Origin of the sequence: Streptoalloteichus tenebrarius, from assembly GCF_024171885.1 — a bacterium.
GTDB lineage: Bacteria > Actinomycetota > Actinomycetes > Mycobacteriales > Pseudonocardiaceae > Streptoalloteichus > Streptoalloteichus tenebrarius.
Genome location: NZ_JAMTCP010000030.1, coordinates 40,202 through 56,168 on the forward strand (window position 1 = coordinate 40,202; position 15,967 = coordinate 56,168).

Below are 15,967 nucleotides of genomic sequence, written 5' to 3' on the forward strand. Positions count from 1 at the left end.
GAACGATGAGCGCGGCGGCACCCGAGCGGACCACGGCGAGGGCGGGGGACCTGCTCGACGTCGACCGGGCGCTGGGCGACGAGGAGCGGTTGATCGCCGAGACCGTGCGCCGGTTCGTGGGCGAGCACGTGCTCCCGGAGATCGAGGGCTGGTACGAGCGGGGCGTCTTCCCCCGCGAGCTGGTGCCCGAGCTGGGCCGGCTCGGTGTGCTGGGGATGCACCTGACCGGCCACGGCTGCGCGGGCGCCAGCGCGGTCGGCTACGGCGTGGCCTGCCGGGAGCTGGAGGCGGCGGACAGCGGGCTGCGCAGCTTCGTGTCCGTGCAGGGCTCGCTGGCCATGTTCCCGATCTGGCGGTACGGCTCCGAGGAGCAGAAGCGGCGCTGGCTGCCCGGCATGGCGGCCGGCGAGCTGGTGGGCTGCTTCGGGCTGACCGAGCCGGACTCGGGCAGCGACCCGGCCAGCATGCGGACCTCGGCCCGCAGGGACGGTCGGGACTGGGTCCTCAACGGCCGCAAGATGTGGATCACCAACGGCGGCCTGGCCGACGTGGCCGTGGTGTGGGCGCGCACCGACGACGGGGTGCGGGGTTTCCTCGTCCCCCGGGGGACTCCGGGGTTCACCACGCGCGACATCCACCGCAAGATGTCCATGCGCGCGTCGGTGACCTCCGAGCTGGTCCTCGACGACGTGCGTCTGCCGGAGGACGCGGTGCTGCCGGGTGTCGTCGGCATGCGGGGACCGTTGTCCTGTCTCGACGAGGCGCGGTTCGGGATCGTCTGGGGTGTGGTGGGGGCGGCGCGGACCTGCTTCGAGACCGCGTTGTCCTACGCGAGGACACGCGAGCAGTTCGGCCGTCCCATCGCGGGTTTCCAGCTCACGCAACAGAAACTCGTCGACATGGCGGTGGAGCTGAACAAGGCCGCGCTGCTCGCCCACCACCTCGGGCAGCTCAAGGACGCCGGCGCGCTCACCCCGGAGCAGATCAGCTTTGGCAAGCTGAACAACGTGCGCGAGGCGCTGCGGATCGCCCGCACCGCGCGGACGGTGTTGGGCGCCAACGGCATCAGCTCGGAGTACCCGGTGATGCGCCACGCCAACAACCTGGAGTCCGTGCTCACCTACGAGGGCACGAACGAGGTGCACACGCTGGTCCTCGGGCACGCGCTCACCGGGCTCAGGGCGTTCCAGTGACCCGGCGGCTGGTCGTGGTGACGGGTGGGGGCCGAGGGGTGGGCCGGGCGGTGGTCGCCCGGTTCGCGGCGCTGGGCGACGAGGTCGTCGCCGTGGGGCGCGACGTCGCCGCCCTGGACGCCACGGTGTCCGCCACCGTCACCACGACCGGCCCCCGCGTCAGGGCCGAGGTCTGCGACGTCACCGACGAGGCCGCGGTGACCACGCTGTTCGACCGCGTCGGACCGGTCGACGTGCTGGTGAACAACGCGGGCGTCGCCGCCAGCGCTCCCCTGACGCGCACCACGCTGGCCGACTGGCACGACCACCTGGAGGTCAACGCCACGGGCGCGTTCCTGTGCACGCGCGCCGCGCTGCCGGGCATGGTGGAGCGCGGCCATGGCCGGATCGTCGTCGTCGCCTCGACCGCAGGGCGGGTGGGCACGCGCTACACCGCCGCCTACACGGCGTCCAAGCACGCGGCGGTCGGCCTGGTGCGCGCGGCGGCCGCCGAGGTCGCCGGCACCGGCGTGACGGTGAACGCCGTCTGCCCGACCTTCGTGCGCACCGACATGACGCGCCGCGCCGTGCGGCGGATCGCCGAGACGACCGGACGCGACGAGACCGCCGCCGAGGCGGCGCTGGCGCGCATGTCGCCGCTCGGCCGGTTGCTCGAACCCGAGGAGGTGGCCTTCGCCGTGGCGTTCCTCGCGGCGCCCGAGGCCGCCGCCGTCAACGGACAGGCACTCGTGCTCGACGGAGGAGGGATCCAGGCGTGAGCCCGTTCCGCGCGTCCCCCGGCTTCACCGACCGATGGCGGCACTTCGACCTCACCCTCGACGCGGGCGTGGCGACGGTGACGCTGAACCGCCCGGAGAGGCTCAACGCCCTCACCTTCGACACCTACGCCGACCTGCGGGACCTGCTGGGCGAACTGCCGCACCGGGGCGACGTGCGCACGGTCGTCCTCACCGGGCGCGGACGCGGGTTCTGCGCCGGCGGCGACGTGCGGGACATCATCGGCGCCCTCCAGACCATGGAACCCGACGAGCTGCTGGACTTCACGCGGATGACCGGCGCCGTGGTCAAGGCGCTGCGGGAGTGCCCGCTGCCGGTGATCGCGGCGGTCAACGGCGTCGCGGCGGGCGCGGGCGCGGTGCTCGCCCTGGCCAGCGACTTCCGCCTGCTCGCCCGGTCGGCCTCGTTCGCGTTCCTGTTCACCAGGGTCGGGCTGGCCGGAGCGGACATGGGCTCGGCCTACCTGCTGCCCCGGATCGTGGGGCTGGGCCGCGCCACCGAACTGCTCGTCCTCGGCGACACCGTGGACGCCGAGCGCGCGCTCGCCATCGGCCTGGCCACGGCCGTCGTGGACGACGACCGGCTCGCCGGGGAGGCGGCGGCGCTGGCCCGGCGGCTGGCCGACGGCCCTGCCCTGGCCTACGCCACGACGAAGTCCCTGCTGACCAGGGAGCTGGACATGAGCCTGGGCAGCGCGATCGAGATGGAGGCCGTCACCCAGGCCCTGCTGATGCGCAGCAGGGACCACGCGGAGTTCCACGCCGCGTGGACCGAGGGTCGCCGTCCACAGTGGACTGGGAGGTGAGGGGTGGTCCACCGCGTCGTCAACCCCGACGACCTGGCCCGACCGGTCGGGTTCGCGCACGCCGTCGTCGCCGCCCCCGGCACCACCGTGCACCTCGGCGGCCAGACCGCCCAGGGGCCGGACGGCGCCGTCCTCGGCTCCACCGTCGTCGAGCAGTTCGACGTGGCCGCCGGCAACGTGGTCAGGGCGCTGGCCGCGGCGGGCGCGCGCCCCGAACACCTCGTCTCCCTGCTCATCTACGTCACCGACGTCGCGGAGTACCGGGCCGCGCTGCGCGACCTCGGGCCGGTCTACCGCCGCCACTTCGGCCGGCACTACCCGGCCGTGGCCCTGCTCGGCGTGGCCGAGCTGTTCGACCCCGACGCCAGGGTCGAGCTGGTCGGCACCGCCGTGATCCCCCACCCCAGCCCCGACGAGGCCAGGCCATGACCGACTGGACCCACACTCACCTCACCGAGGCCCAGCGCGGGCTGTTCACGCGGGTGCGGACCCTCGCGGCGGAGGTCCTCGCCCCGCTGGCCGCCTCCGGCACACCGGGAACCGTGAACCGCCCGCTGCTCGCCGCGCTCGCCGACCCCGACCTCGTCGACGGCGGGTTGCTGGGCCGTGTCTTCCGGCGGGACGAGGGCGGCCGGTTCACGCCGCGCGTCACCGCGCTGGACCTCTGCCTGATCCGGGAGGGGCTCGCCCTGCACTGCACCGAGGCGGAGACCGCGTTCGCCCTCCAGGGGCTGGGCGGGCACCCGATCCTGGCCTCGGGCCGACCCGAGGTCGTGGAGGACTGGGTTCCGCGGATCGCCGACGGGACGGCCGTCGCCGCCTTCGCGCTCACCGAACCCGAGGCGGGGTCCGACGCGGCCGCGCTGGAGCTGTCGGCCGTCCGGGACGGCGACGGCTTCCGGCTCACCGGGGAGAAGACCTACATCTCCAACGCCCCCGACGCCGACGTCTACTCGGTCTTCGCCAGGACCACGCCCGGCGGCGGGACGCGCGGCATCACCGCCTTCCTCGTGCCCGGCGACAGCGCCGGCCTGTCGGGGGAGCGGTTGCGGCTCCTCGCGCCCCACCCGATCGGCCGGTTGCGGTTCGACGACGTGCGCGTGCCGGCCGAGCACGTGCTGGGCGAGGTGGGCGGCGGCTGGGCGGTCGCGATGACCACCCTCACCCTGTTCCGGCCCAGCGTGGGCGCGTTCGCCGTGGGCATGGCGCAGGCCGCGCTCGACGCCGCCTGCGCGCACGCCAGGAGCCGCACCGCGTTCGGCCGGCCGCTGCGGGACTTCCAGGCGGTCTCACACCAGCTCGCCGAGATGGCCACCCGGGTGCACGCGGCGCGGCTGCTCGTGCACCAGGCCGCGACCGCGCGGGACGAGGGCGTCGGCGACGTCCGACACCTCGCGGCCATGGCCAAGCTGTTCGCCACGGAGACCGCGCAGACCGCCGTCGACGTCGCCGTCCAGGTGCACGGCGCGCACGCGCTGGAGGAGGGCCACCCGCTGGAGCACCTCTACCGCGAGGTCCGCGCGCCCCGGATCTACGAGGGCACCTCGGAGATCCAACGAGAGATCATCGCCCGCCACCTGCTCGGCCGCTGACCTCCCCACCCCACCCCAGCTCAGCCCCCACCCGCCCTGGGGGGCGACCCCGCGTCCAGCCTATCCGCCCAGCAAGGAGCGACCAAGAGCATCACGTCCGACTGTGGACAACTCCGCGCCCTGTGGACAACTCCGCGCCGCACCACCCGTCCAGACCCACACCCCCGGCCGCCAGGAACACGGGTCAGATCCCCGTCCTCGCACACCACACCGGGCATATCCAGCCACAACGAATGTCCACAATAGACAAATGGGATCTCGGGAACGGGCAGCGTCAGCATCGCAAGCCCCCACTGCCCCATCCACCCGGAATCCCCGAAAACCACTCGACGGTGGCCGTGAACAGCGTTCCGATCCGCCGAAAGCGACGTCCGGCAGCCAGGCGTCAGTCCGAAACCGGTTCGGGCGCCGGGAGGATCTGCCGCAGCGTTCCCCGGCGCAGGCCGTACTGCCGCCATTCCCTCGGATAGCCCACGGAGACCTCCTCGAACCGCACCCCGTCGTGCCACGTCGTGCGCGGGATGTGGAGGTGCCCGTACACCACGGCGGCCGCGCGGAACCGCACGTGCCAGTCCGCGGTGCGCTCGCTCCCGCACCAGAGCGCGAACTCCGGGTAGCGCAGCACCCGCGTGGGCTCACGCACCAGGGGCCAGTGGTTGACCAGCACGGTGGGCAGCGACGGGTCGCAGGCCGCGAGCCGGCGCTCGGTCTCCTCGATCCGCGCCCGCGACCACGCGTCGCGCGACGGGTACGGGTCGGGGTGCAGCAGGAACTCGTCGGTGCACACCACCCCGGCCTCCCTGGCGGCCGACAACGCCTCCTCCTTGCTCGCCGTGCCGTCGGGACGGAACGTGTAGTCGTACAGGAGGAACAACGGCGCGATGGTGACCGGGCCGCCCTCCCCCTCCCACACCGGGTACGGGTCCTCCGGGGTGAGCACGCCCAGCCCCCGGCACAGGTCCACCAGGTGCTCGTAGCGGCGGACACCCCGCAGGTCGACCGAGTCCCGCTTCGGGGTCCACAGCTCGTGGTTGCCGGGGACCCACACCACCCGCGCGAAACGGTGGGCGAGCAGCTCCAGCACCCAGTGGATGTCGTCGACGCGCTCCCCGACGTCGCCGGCGACGAGCAACCAGTCGTCGTCGGACCCCGGCCGCAGGTCCGCCACGATCCGCCGGTTCTCCTCGTACGCGACGTGCAGGTCACTGGTGGCGAGCAGCCTTCCGGCCCGCCCACGGGCGGCAGTCATCCCGTAGTTGTACCGTTCGCCGGCGCGACTCCCGCCACCCGTGTGACCGCGGTCGCCCGAACGCCCCGCCGCTCAGCCACCCGCCACCGAGGGGATGATCTGGATCTCGGCTCCCTCGGCGAGCCGGGTCGCCGCCCCGTCCAGTCGTCGGCACTCCTCGCCGTCGAGATAGAAGTTGACGTATCGCCGCAGGTCACCGCGTTCGTCCCGCAACCGGCGGTCCAGCGCGGGGTGCCGCGCGGCGAGCTGGTCGAGCACCGCGTCGAGCGTGGCCCCGTCGGCCGCGTCCACCTCCAGTCGCGCGGCCCCGTCCGCGCTGGGGCGCAACACTCCGGACAGCACCACGACGACGCGCACGTCCTCACTCCCCGACGGTCGCGGCGCGGACGCACAGCACGTCGGGCAGGTGCTCGGCGATCCGGCGCCAGCTCTCGCCCTCGTCCCTGCTGGCGTAGACCTCGCCGCTGCGCGAGCCGAAGTAGACGCCGGCGGGTTCGGCGTCGTCGACGCACATCGCGTCGCGGAGCACGGCCGACCAGAAGCGGCCCTGCGGCAGGCCGTGGGCCAACGGCGTCCAGGTCTCGCCCGCGTCCTCGCTGCGGTACACCCGGCAGTTCCCGTCCGGCGGGAAGCGGCGCAGGTCGGCGACGAGCGGGAAGGCGTAGACGACGTCCCGCCGGTGCGGGTGCACCACGACGGGGAAGCCGAAGTCGCTGGGCAGCGCGTCCGCGATGGACCGCCAGCTCGCCCCTCCGTCGTCGCTGCGGTACACGCCGGGGTGGTTCTGGAGGAACAGCCGGTCGGCCAGGGCGGGGTGCCGCGCGACCTTGTGCACGCACTGGCCGTACTCTGGGTACTCGTCCGGCAGGAAGGGCGCGCGGATCCCCGTGTTGCTGGCCTGCCACGTGCCGCCGCCGTCCTCGGTGCGGTAGACGCCGCCGGTGGACATGGCGACCGTGACGCGCCGAGGGTCGGTCGGATGTGGGAGCACCGTGTGTAGGGCCATCCCGCCACCGCCGGGCGTCCAGTCACCGCGGTGCGGGTGGTCCCACAGCCCTCGGACCAGCTCGTAGCTCCACCCGCCGTCCTCGGAGCGGAACAGCGCCGTGGGTTCGGTGCCCGCGTAGACCACGTCGGGCTCGGCGGCCGACGCCGGGGCGAGCTGCCAGACCCTGGCGACCGCCGCGTCGGTCCCCTCGGGGAACGCCAGCGCCCGGTGGTCCGGCTCGGCCCACGTCTCCCCGAGGTCGTCGCTGGTCGCCACGACGGGCCCGAAGTGTTCGTTGGCGAAGCCGGCGAGCAGCCGGGCCGGCCGGCGGCGGGTGTCGATCGCGACCGCGTACACGCTGTCCACGGGCCGGTGCGGCCCGGTGAACCGCCAGGTCGCCCGGTCGTCGCGGCTGGTCGCCAGCCACAGCCCCTTGCGGGTGCCGATCGCCAGCAGGGTCAGGTGTGTCATGTCGACCTCCCCCGGCCAGGGCGTCGCGTCGTGGCGCACACGCTACGCCCGGGACTCCCTTCGACGCAGTCCCCCGCACCGGGAAAGACAAGATCTTTTCTCTCGTCGGGGGACCGCCTCACGAAAATGATCGACAAAAGGGGCGGGCATGACCGGAGGATGGGCCGTTCGGAGGAGCTTCGAAGAGCGCGGACGGGGCTCGGAGGGAGCGCGGAATCCGCGGGTGCGAAGGCTACCAAGACACGCGCGCCGATTTCCCGAACCTGTCACGGGCGAGACGTCCGCGCCACCCGTTCGCCCCACGGAAGCCGGGAACCACCTCCTCCTTCGGCACAAACATCGGACTTTCGGTTCCGAACCGCGGTCAGCGCGGCGTGACGAAAAACGAACGATGACCCCACCAATGGCGGCACCGCTCATTCGTCCGGTCGCACCCTTGTCCCGAATGGGTTTCCTTGATTGGTTGGCAGCACGAGCACGAACCACCCCAGGGAACGAGGTGAGTCACATGTTCGAGATCGAGATCGTCGAGGACGAGATGACGCTGCTCAACCACCCGACCCTCTGATCGGGTCATCCGGCCCAGCCGCGGCGACCGCCGCGGCTGGGCCTTCCCGTCCTGGCCTTCCCGTCCTGGCCTTCCCGTCCTGGCCTTCCCGTCCACCACAGCGAGAGGACACGATGAGGGTTCGCCGCCGCCACCACCTCGTCTGCCGCTGGACCACGGACGGCTTCCTGGTCGCGGTGCCGGCGCGCAACCAGTGGGTGCGGCTCCCGCGCGCCGTCGTCGACCTGCTGGAGGCGGCGGGCGACGGGATCGACCTCGACGACCTGGTCGCCACCGCCGGACCGGACCGACCGGACGAGGTCCGCCGCGCGGTCCGGAACCTCGTCGACCTCGGGGTGCTGGTGACGGACGAGGCCGACGTCGCCGGCGGGGACGCCCCGGACGCCCTCCCGCCGGTCTGGCGGCACTGGGGCGATCTCACGCACCGGTTCCACCTGTCGGCCCGCGACGCGAACTACCTGGTGGACACGCCGGAACGGGCGCGGGTGGCGGAGTCGATCGTCGCCGAAGGCGACGCGCCGCCCATCTTCAAGGAGTACCCGGACCGCCCGGTCGTGATGTTGCCGCGCCGGCCGCTGCCGTTGCGCGCGCCCGTCGAGGACGTCTTCGCGGCGCGCCGCACGCACCGCGTCTTCTCCGACGCCCCGGTGACCCTGGACCAGCTCGCCACGCTGCTGTTCCACACCTTCGCCCCGCAGCGGTTCCTCGACGGCCGCCTCTTCGGCGTGCAGCAGGGCAGGGTGAGCGCCTCGGCCGGCGGCCGGCACGAGGTCGAGTGCTACCTCGTGGCGCACCAGGTGGAGGGGGTGCCGCCGGGGCTCTACCACTACTCGCCCCGACAGCACGCGGTGGAGCTGCTCCGAGCGGACGTGGACCGGGCGGTGGTCGCCGATCTCAGCTACCACCAGGGCCCCTCCTACGAGGGGGCTTTCACGATCTTCACGACGGCGGTGGCGCGCCGGTTGTCCTGGAAGTACCGGCATCCCCGCGCCTACCGGCTGTGGATGTACGACGCGGGGCACTACGCGCAGACCTACGCCCTCACCTGCGTCGCGCTCGGACTCGGCCCGTTCCAGACGGTCGCGTTCCGGGACAGCGCCGTGGAGGAGCTGCTCGGGGTGGACCCGGACGAGGAGTTCGCGGTCTACCTGCTGTCCGGGGGCGTGCCCGAGAAGGGCCCCGGCCTGGTGCCGGTCGACTTCGACCACCCGCCGCCCGCCACGGTCCGCTGACTCCCGCCCGCCCCGTGACCGAGGAGCCCCGATGGCACTCGACCGCCTCGTCCCCTCCGTCGAGGAGTTCCTGCGCGAGGTCTTCGGCGCGCGCCACGTCCACCACAGGTCCGAGGACCTCGCCTCGGACTTCGCCGACCTGTTCTCCCCTGACGCGCTGGAGCGGCTGCTCGGCGACACCGGCCTGCGCGCGACGTCGATCCGGTTGGTGCGGGACGGCCAGGAGCTGAGCCCGTCGGGGGCCGGCGTCGCCGACTCCGGGGACGCCCAGGACAGCCCGAGGTACGTCGACACCGACTGGGTGCGGCGCGCGATCGCGGACGGCCACACCCTGATCATCCGGTCCCTGCACCGGTACCACCCGCCGGTGCGGGCCTTCGCGCACCAGCTCGCGGCGGAGCTGGGCCACCCCGTGCGGGTCAACGCGTTCATCACCCCACCGCACGCGCGGGGCGTGAACCCGCACTACGACATCCAGGACGTGTTCGTCCTCCAGATCGCGGGCGTGAAGCTGTGGCAGCTCAACAGCCCGCCCCTGCCGGACCCGTTGCCCAGTCAGGCGTGGTTCGACGTGCCGGAGCGCCAGCGGGAGCGGCTGCGGAACCTCGCGCGGCCGCTCGGCGAGCTGACCCTGCGTCCCGGTGACGTCCTGTACTTCCCGCGCGGCACGATGCACGCGCCCAGGACCGAGGACTCCCTGTCCGTGCACCTCACCGTGGCGGTGTCCAAGGTGACCCGGCACGACCTGCTTCGGCGGCTGGTCGACGCGGCGGTGGCCGACCCGTGGCTGCGGGCCAGTGTCTCGTTGTCGGAGCTGGAGGAGACGCCGGAGCGGGCGGCGACGGTGTTGCGCGGGATCGCGGAACGGTTGGCGGGCGTCGCCGACCAGGTGGACCCGGCGGACGTGCTGTGGGCGACCCGCGAGGAGGCGTTCCGGGAGCTGCCGCCGGAGCCCGTCCCGGTGTTGCCCCCGTCCGCGCCGCCGGTGGCCTACCGGCCCCGCTCGGGCGCGCGGTTCCGCGTCACGGTGGACGGGGAGCACCTGTCGCTGTCCGCCGGACGACGCCGCATGCGCCTTCCCGCGGCCACGGCCCCGGTGGTCGAGGGCCTGCGGCGGGGCGAGGTCCTGCGGGTGGACGAACTCGTGGCCGGCCTGGGCGCGGAGCTGGCCGGGGAACTCGGCCGGGCGCTGGTGGAGTTCGGCATGGTCGTCCCCCTCCATGATCGCGACTTCACCCGGGAAGCGGGCGTCCGACCGGGCCAACAGGACCTAGGGTGACCGGGAACCGTCCACGCGGCACCGGGTCCCGCCGGCCACGCGGCCCCGTGTCTCCTGGAGCTGGGAGGACCCTGGGATGAGCGCGCCACCGGAACCCGACCCAGAGAGTCCACTTCGGACGGACAGTGCGGTGGAGCCGGGCCGGGGCACCGTGCGCTCCCATCCCCGCTTCCTCCGCGCCTGGGTCGGCCAGGTGGCCGGCGCCGTCGGCGACCAGCTCATCCCGGTGGCGCTGAGCCTGTACGTGGCCCGCCAGGGCGGCGGGCCGGGCGTCGTCGGGATCGTGCTCGGCGGACGCGTGTTCGCGCTCGTCCTGTGCCTGCTGGTCGGCGGGGTCCTCGCCGACCGGGTGCGTCGCTCCCGGCTGCTGGTGGGCGTCGACGTCTACCGCGCGTCCCTGCTCGTCCTGACGGCGTTGTTCCTCGACGCGTTGCCGTTGACGGCGCTGGCCCTGGTGACGCTGCTGGTGGGCGCGGGCGAGGCGATGGCGCGCCCGGCGTACCGCTCGCTGGTGCCCTCGCTGCTGCCCACGGCCCTGCTGGAACGCGGCAACGCCCTGGTCTCGGCGGGGATGCGGAGTTCGGCGGTGCTGGGCAGCCTGGCCGGCGCGACCATCGTGTCGTTGACCGGCGCCAGGGCCGCCCTGCTGCTCGCGGCCGTGACGTTCGGGGCCGCCGCGCTGACGGTCCTCGGACTGGGCGACACCCGCCCCCGGAAGTCGACGACGAGCGTGCTCGCGGACGCGGCGGCCGGCGTCAGGGCGGTGCGGGAACGCCCGTGGGTGCTGGCGGTGATGGTCGCGGTGAGCGTGCAGCTCCTCGCCGGCACCGCGACCGCCCTGACCCTGCTGCCCCTCATCGCGCAGCGCGAGCTGGGCGGGGAGATCGCCTACGGCGTGGTGCTCTCCGCGCTGGCGCTCGGCGCGTTGCCCGGTGTGGTGGTCGCGGGGCGCTGGCAACCGACGCGGCGGGGCACGATGTCGATGCTCGCCCTCGCCGGGTACGCGGCGCTGCCGTGGAGTCTGGTCGGCCCGCTGCCCCTGCCGCTCACCATCGCGGCGTTCGCCCTGGGCGGCTTCGTCGTCGAGTTCTACTTCGTGTACTGGATCTCCGCGCTGCAACGCGGGGTGCCGCCCGAGGTGCTCGGCAAGGTCCTCGCGCTGGACCAACTGGGCTCGTTCGCCCTGCTGCCCCTGGGATACCTCCTGGTGGGGCCGGCCGTCTCCGCCTTCGGCGAGCGGGACACGCTGATCGTCGCCGGGATCATCGTGGCGGCGGCCAGCCTGGTGACACTGCTGGTCCCCGGGGTGGCCACCTTCCAGGAAGCGCCCAGGAGCCGCGCCCGACCCGACCGGTCGCGCTCAAGCTGACGGTCTCCCCGCCGATCTCGCACGCCTCGGTCAGCGCGCGGGGTTCCGCCAGGGCACGTCGACCACACCCGCGACGTGGTTGACGTGCCGGGCGACCACGAAGAGCAGGTCGGCCAGCCGGTTGAGGTAGGTGAGGACCTCCGCGCCCACCTCCTCGGCCCGGGACAGGGCCGTGGCGCGTCGCTCGGCCCTGCGGCACACGGTCCTGGCCAAGTGCAGGTGCGCTGCGGCGATCCCGCCGCCGGGAAGGACGAAGTTGCGCAACGGCGGCAGGCCCGCCTCCAGCTCGTCGATCACCTGTTCCAGGTGGCGGGTCTCCTGCCCGCTGAGCCGGGGCACCGACGCGCCCGGCCCGCTCCGGTCTGGGGCCATCAGTTCACTGCCGACGACGAACAGGGTGTCCTGCACGGTCCGCAGCACCACCGCGACCGGCTCCGGCACGCCGTGAGCGAGCGCGACGCCGATGGCGGCGTTGCACTCGTCCACGGAGCCGATCGCCTCGATCCTCAGTTCGTCCTTGCCCACCCGGCGCCCACCCCAGAGACTCGTCCGGCCGGTGTCGCCCTTGCGCGTGTAGATCCGCATGTCCCCGCGCCTCCCCCGACTCGTGCGGGCGGGCATCGAGCGCCGGCCCGATCGGCATCACCCATGATCTCGCCAACGCCGCCGATCGTCCGCCGTTCCTTTCACCGCCACCACACGCGGGCACACGCCAGTCATCGCCCAAGAACCAGAGCGCGCGACCCACTTCTGTCCTTTGTGGACTCTCACTCCGAGCCGCGCGTCCTTCCTCCCCGTCGGGCGACCGCGCCGGGAGGTTCCCAGGAACGGCATCCCTGGTGGGAACGCATGAGGTGAGGGGTCATGATGCCTGTTCAGGAACGTGACCGGGCGTTGATCGGGACCGGGAGACGACCGGGCGCGGACGGGCCGTAGCGGCGGCCCGGCACGGGTGAGGAGGTTCGATGGGGAACCAGGGTGGGAGAACGCTGGTCGCCGGCGTCGACTCGTCAACGCAGTCGACCAAGGTCGTGGTGTGCGACGCGGAGACCGGGAGGATCGTCCGCGAGGGCGAGGCCCCTCATCCCGACGCCACCGAGGTCGACCCGGAGCGGTGGTGGGACGCCCTCGTCACCGCCAGCGACGGCCTGCTCGACGGGGTCGCGGCGCTCGGTGTCGCCGCGCAGCAGCACGGACTGGTGCCACTGGACGACACCGGAGCGGTGGTCCGGCCCGCGTTGCTGTGGAACGACACCCGGTCCGCGCGGGCCGCCGCCGACCTCGTGGCCGAGCTGGGCGCCGAGACCTGGGCCGAGGCGGTGGGCTCGGTGCCGGTCGCCAGTTTCACCGTCGCCAAGCTGCGGTGGATGGCCGAGCACGAGCCCGCCGCGGCCGACCGGGTGGCCCGCGTCCTCCTGCCGCACGACTGGTTGACCTGGCGCCTCACCGGCCGCCCCGACCGGCCGGTCACCGACCGGGGCGACGCGTCGGGAACGGGCTACTGGTCGCCGGCGACCGGCGACTACCGCGAGGACCTGCTCCGCCACGCCTTCGGCGGGCGCGCCCCCGCGTTGCCCCGCGTCCTCGCCCCGTCCGCGCTCTCGGGCGAGCTGTCGAGCGAGCTGTCGAGCGAGCTGTCAGGCGAGCTGTCAGGCGAGCTGTCAGGCGACGTCGCCGGCGAGGGAGCGGACGGGATCGCGGTGTCGGTCGGCACCGGCGACAACATGGCGGCGGCACTCGCGCTCGACGTCGCGCCCGGCGACGTGGTCGTGTCCCTCGGCACCAGTGGGACGGTGTTCGCGGTGTCCCCGTCCCCGACCGCCGACGCCACCGGCGCGGTCGCCGGGTTCGCCGACGCCACCGGGCGGTTCCTCCCCCTGGTCTGCACGCTCAACGCCGCGCGCGTGCTCGGCGCGACGGCCCGCCTGCTCGGCGTCGACCTCGACGCGCTCGACCGGCTCGCCCTCGCCGCGCGACCCGGCGCCGACGGCCTGGTCCTGCTGCCCTACCTCGACGGCGAGCGGACGCCGAACCTCCCGGACGCCAGCGGGACGTTGTTCGGTCTGCGCCGGTCCACGATGACGCCGGAGAACCTCGCCCGCGCCGCCGTCGAGGGGATGCTGTGCGGACTGGCCGCCGGACTCGACGCCCTCCGCGCCGAGGGTGTCGTGGCGCGGCGCGTGCTCCTGGTCGGCGGCGCGGCGCGGTCCCGCGCGGTCAGGGCCGTCGCGCCCATGATCTTCGGTGTGCCGGTCGCGGTCCCCACGCCGGCCGAGTACGTGGCGCTGGGCGCCGCCCGGCAGGCGGCGTGGGCGCTCGCCGCGCGGTCCGGCGACGCCCGACAGCCCGCCTGGCCCGTGGGAATCGACGAGGAACTGGACCACGTTGACGACGAGGCCGGGCAGCGCGTCCGAGGGGCCTACGCCGCCGCCCGCGAGGCGCTGCACGGCGGCTGAGCACGCGGTCAGCCGCTGGTCGCCGCCGCCACCACGGTGAGGGTGCGGCGAACTCCGTTCACCGGCTTGTCCCACGACCTCGGAAGCGTCCACATAGGACGTCCATGGTGGACGGATCTGGCACGCTCACGCCAGGGTCGGGGACCGCGGGGCCGGACGAGAGCACCACGAACGGCGCGCGGCCCGTCGCCTCCGACCAAAGCCGGGACGACGGGCCGCGCCGCGTCGCAGGACCCGCGGGTCGCCGGACCTCAGAAGTTGATCATGTGCCCGGCCAGGCCGTGCACCGCCTCCTTGACCGCCTCGCCCAGCGTCGGGTGCGCGTGGACGTTGCGGGCGACCTCGTGCACCGTGAGGTCCCACTGCTGGGCCAGGGTCAGCTCCGGAAGCAGCTCGGTCACGTCCGGGCCGATCAGGTGCCCGCCGAGCAGCTCACCGTACTTCGCGTCGCTGATCAGCTTGACGAAGCCGACGGTGTCGCCGAGGCCGTGCGCCTTGCCGTTGGCCGTGAACGGGAACTTCGCGACCCGCACGTCGAAGCCCTCGGCGCGGGCCTGCGCCTCGGTGTACCCGAAGCTGGCGATCTGCGGCTGGCAGTACGTCGCCCTCGGGATCATGACGTAGTCCAGCTCCATCGTCTCCGCGCCGGCGATGGTCTCCGCCGCGACGATGCCCATGGACTCCGCGGCGTGCGCCAGCATCAGCTTCGCGGTGACGTCGCCGATGGCGAAGATGTGCGGCACGCTGGTCCGGCAGCGCCCGTCCACCTCGATCGCCCTGCGCTCGGTGAGCCGGACGCCGGTGTTCTCCAGCCCGTAGCCCTCGACCCTGGGCTGGAAGCCGATGGCCTGGAGGACCTTGTCGGCCTCCAGCACCTGCTGCGCGCCGTTCCTGGTGACCGTGACCCTGACCTTGTCGCCGGTGTCGTCGATGCCCTCGACCCTGGTCGAGGTGAGGACCTCGATGCCGAGCCGCTTGTACCGCTTGGCCAGCTCGGCGGAGACCTCCTCGTCCTCCAGCGGGACCATCCGGTCCATGAACTCGACGATCGTCACCTTCACGCCGTAGTTGCGCAGCACGTAGGCGAACTCGACGCCGATCGCGCCAGCGCCGGCGATGATGATGCTCTCCGGGAGCGTGTCGCTGAGGATCTGCTCCTCGTAGGTCACCACGCGCTCGCTGAGCGAGGTGCCCGGCAGCAGCCGGGTGGTCGCGCCGGCGGCGATGATGCAGTGGTCGAAGGTCACCGTCTCGGTGCCGCCGTCGGTGAGCTGGACCTGGAGCGTGTGCGGGTCGGTGAAGGAGCCGCGCCCCTGGAACTGGGTGATCGCGTTCTTCTTCATCAGGAAGTGCACGCCCTTGACGCGCCCCTCGGCGACCTTGCGGCTGCGCCGGAACGCCTCGCCGTAGTCGAAGCTCACCTGGCCCTCGACGCGGATGCCGTAGGTCTTCGCCTCGTGCGTGAACAGGTGGGCGAGCTCGGCGTTGCGCAGCAGGGCCTTGGACGGGATGCAGCCCACGTTGAGGCAGACGCCACCCCAGTAGCGCTCCTCGATGATCGCCGTCTTGAGCCCGAGCTGCGCGGACCGGATCGCGGCGACGTAGCCACCCGGACCGGCGCCCAGGACCACGACGTCAAAGTGTGTGCTCATGGGGTCAACGATATGGGGAGCGCCGGCCCGGTGTTCGCCAGGAGACACCCACGCCACAGTCCCGCTGTTTCACCCGGTCGCATTACGCTTCGCGCCCGACCCGCCACTCGGAGGGGTAACGCCAGCTCAGGCTGACGAACCGCCCGCGCGAGGCACCCGGGGGCCGCTCCCCGCCGCTCCCCGCGCCCGCCCCCCACCGGCCCCTCCCCCACCGACGGTCGTCGTTCCGACGACCGTCGGTCACCCACCGCGACCTGGGAGAAGACGCCGCGCAGACGCCGGGGAGACGCTCCGGCAGCCGCCCGCCCCGTTGACTGCCGCCCGAGGGGCCTCCCG

At 73.4% G+C, this 15,967-nt stretch carries 15 protein-coding genes; 10 read left to right on the forward strand and 5 right to left on the reverse strand.

What is annotated here, in order from left to right:
- Positions 1-5: 5 nt before the first annotated feature.
- Genes LX15_RS22085 through LX15_RS22105 form a run of 5 tightly spaced genes read left to right on the forward strand, consistent with a single transcriptional unit; the run spans position 6 to position 4,367 of the window.
- Positions 6-1,193, forward strand: coding sequence for an acyl-CoA dehydrogenase family protein (locus LX15_RS22085; RefSeq protein ID WP_253671540.1), 1,188 nt, complete (start codon positions 6-8; stop codon positions 1,191-1,193).
- Positions 1,190-1,951 (forward strand): SDR family NAD(P)-dependent oxidoreductase, encoded by a 762-nt coding sequence (locus LX15_RS22090; RefSeq protein ID WP_253671541.1) that lies wholly within the window; start codon positions 1,190-1,192, stop codon positions 1,949-1,951. The genes LX15_RS22085 and LX15_RS22090 overlap by 4 nt, the downstream gene beginning before the upstream one ends.
- Positions 1,948-2,775 carry an enoyl-CoA hydratase family protein gene (locus LX15_RS22095; RefSeq protein WP_253671542.1) on the forward strand — a complete coding sequence of 276 codons (828 nt, stop codon included), beginning with the start codon at positions 1,948-1,950 and terminating at the stop codon, positions 2,773-2,775. Before LX15_RS22090 ends, LX15_RS22095 begins: the two co-directional genes overlap by 4 nt.
- Positions 2,776-2,778: 3 nt before the next feature.
- Positions 2,779-3,204: a RidA family protein gene (locus LX15_RS22100; RefSeq protein ID WP_253671543.1), complete on the forward strand. Its 426-nt coding sequence runs from the start codon at positions 2,779-2,781 to the stop codon at positions 3,202-3,204.
- On the forward strand, positions 3,201-4,367 hold the full coding sequence (locus LX15_RS22105; protein WP_253671544.1) for an acyl-CoA dehydrogenase family protein: 1,167 nt from the start codon (positions 3,201-3,203) through the stop codon (positions 4,365-4,367). The genes LX15_RS22100 and LX15_RS22105 overlap by 4 nt, the downstream gene beginning before the upstream one ends.
- 385 nt (positions 4,368-4,752) lie before the next feature.
- On the opposite strand, the gene LX15_RS22110 is transcribed toward LX15_RS22105, so the two are convergent.
- From LX15_RS22110 to LX15_RS22120, 3 genes are all read right to left on the reverse strand, one after another.
- Positions 4,753-5,616: a metallophosphoesterase family protein gene (locus LX15_RS22110; RefSeq protein ID WP_253671545.1), complete on the reverse strand. Its 864-nt coding sequence runs from the start codon at positions 5,614-5,616 to the stop codon at positions 4,753-4,755.
- A gap of 72 nt (positions 5,617-5,688) precedes the next feature.
- Positions 5,689-5,973 carry a ubiquitin-like small modifier protein 1 gene (locus tag LX15_RS22115; protein ID WP_253671546.1) on the reverse strand — a complete coding sequence of 95 codons (285 nt, stop codon included), beginning with the start codon at positions 5,971-5,973 and terminating at the stop codon, positions 5,689-5,691.
- A 4-nt stretch (positions 5,974-5,977) separates the two neighbouring features.
- A complete protein-coding gene (locus tag LX15_RS22120; protein WP_253671547.1) occupies positions 5,978-7,075 on the reverse strand; it encodes a WD40/YVTN/BNR-like repeat-containing protein in 1,098 nt (365 codons plus the stop codon).
- A gap of 445 nt (positions 7,076-7,520) precedes the next feature.
- On the opposite strand from LX15_RS22120, the gene LX15_RS32630 reads away from it, so the two are divergent.
- The 4 genes from LX15_RS32630 (at position 7,521) to LX15_RS22135 (ending at position 11,523) form a co-directional block, all read left to right on the forward strand.
- Positions 7,521-7,643 (forward strand): hypothetical protein, encoded by a 123-nt coding sequence (locus LX15_RS32630; protein ID WP_301305050.1) that lies wholly within the window; start codon positions 7,521-7,523, stop codon positions 7,641-7,643.
- Between the two features lie 113 nt (positions 7,644-7,756).
- Entirely contained in the window at positions 7,757-8,875 is a 1,119-nt protein-coding gene (locus tag LX15_RS22125; RefSeq protein ID WP_253671548.1) for a SagB/ThcOx family dehydrogenase, read from the forward strand.
- A 31-nt stretch (positions 8,876-8,906) separates the two neighbouring features.
- Complete coding sequence (locus tag LX15_RS22130) at positions 8,907-10,154, forward strand: cupin domain-containing protein (RefSeq protein ID WP_253671549.1); 1,248 nt, start codon at positions 8,907-8,909, stop codon at positions 10,152-10,154.
- A gap of 76 nt (positions 10,155-10,230) precedes the next feature.
- On the forward strand, positions 10,231-11,523 hold the full coding sequence (locus tag LX15_RS22135; protein ID WP_253671550.1) for an MFS transporter: 1,293 nt from the start codon (positions 10,231-10,233) through the stop codon (positions 11,521-11,523).
- A 30-nt stretch (positions 11,524-11,553) separates the two neighbouring features.
- Here the strand turns inward: LX15_RS22135 and LX15_RS22140 are convergent, their stop codons facing one another.
- Positions 11,554-12,108, reverse strand: coding sequence for a cob(I)yrinic acid a,c-diamide adenosyltransferase (locus LX15_RS22140; protein WP_253671551.1), 555 nt, complete (start codon positions 12,106-12,108; stop codon positions 11,554-11,556).
- 380 nt (positions 12,109-12,488) lie between these two features.
- Between LX15_RS22140 and xylB the strand changes: the two genes are divergently transcribed.
- Positions 12,489-13,979, forward strand: a complete 1,491-nt coding sequence (gene xylB / locus LX15_RS22145) for a xylulokinase (protein WP_253671552.1) — start codon at positions 12,489-12,491, stop codon at positions 13,977-13,979.
- A gap of 251 nt (positions 13,980-14,230) precedes the next feature.
- On the opposite strand, the gene lpdA is transcribed toward xylB, so the two are convergent.
- Entirely contained in the window at positions 14,231-15,631 is a 1,401-nt protein-coding gene (lpdA, locus tag LX15_RS22150) for a dihydrolipoyl dehydrogenase (RefSeq protein ID WP_253671553.1), read from the reverse strand.
- Positions 15,632-15,967 lie beyond the last annotated feature (336 nt).

Bases quoted from the DNA above. Each gene is read 5' to 3' on its own strand.
- LX15_RS22085 (WP_253671540.1), top strand. From the start codon at position 6: ATGAGCGCGGCGGCACCCGAGCGGACCACGGCGAGGGCGGGGGACCTG.
- LX15_RS22105 (WP_253671544.1), top strand. From the start codon at position 3,201: ATGACCGACTGGACCCACACTCACCTCACCGAGGCCCAGCGCGGGCTG.
- LX15_RS22110 (WP_253671545.1), bottom strand. From the start codon at position 5,616: ATGACTGCCGCCCGTGGGCGGGCCGGAAGGCTGCTCGCCACCAGTGAC.
- LX15_RS22120 (WP_253671547.1), bottom strand. From the start codon at position 7,075: ATGACACACCTGACCCTGCTGGCGATCGGCACCCGCAAGGGGCTGTGG.
- LX15_RS32630 (WP_301305050.1), top strand. From the start codon at position 7,521: ATGGGTTTCCTTGATTGGTTGGCAGCACGAGCACGAACCACCCCAGGG.
- LX15_RS22125 (WP_253671548.1), top strand. From the start codon at position 7,757: ATGAGGGTTCGCCGCCGCCACCACCTCGTCTGCCGCTGGACCACGGAC.
- LX15_RS22130 (WP_253671549.1), top strand. From the start codon at position 8,907: ATGGCACTCGACCGCCTCGTCCCCTCCGTCGAGGAGTTCCTGCGCGAG.
- LX15_RS22135 (WP_253671550.1), top strand. From the start codon at position 10,231: ATGAGCGCGCCACCGGAACCCGACCCAGAGAGTCCACTTCGGACGGAC.
- LX15_RS22140 (WP_253671551.1), bottom strand. From the start codon at position 12,108: ATGCGGATCTACACGCGCAAGGGCGACACCGGCCGGACGAGTCTCTGG.
- xylB (WP_253671552.1), top strand. From the start codon at position 12,489: ATGGGGAACCAGGGTGGGAGAACGCTGGTCGCCGGCGTCGACTCGTCA.
- lpdA (WP_253671553.1), bottom strand. From the start codon at position 15,631: ATGAGCACACACTTTGACGTCGTGGTCCTGGGCGCCGGTCCGGGTGGC.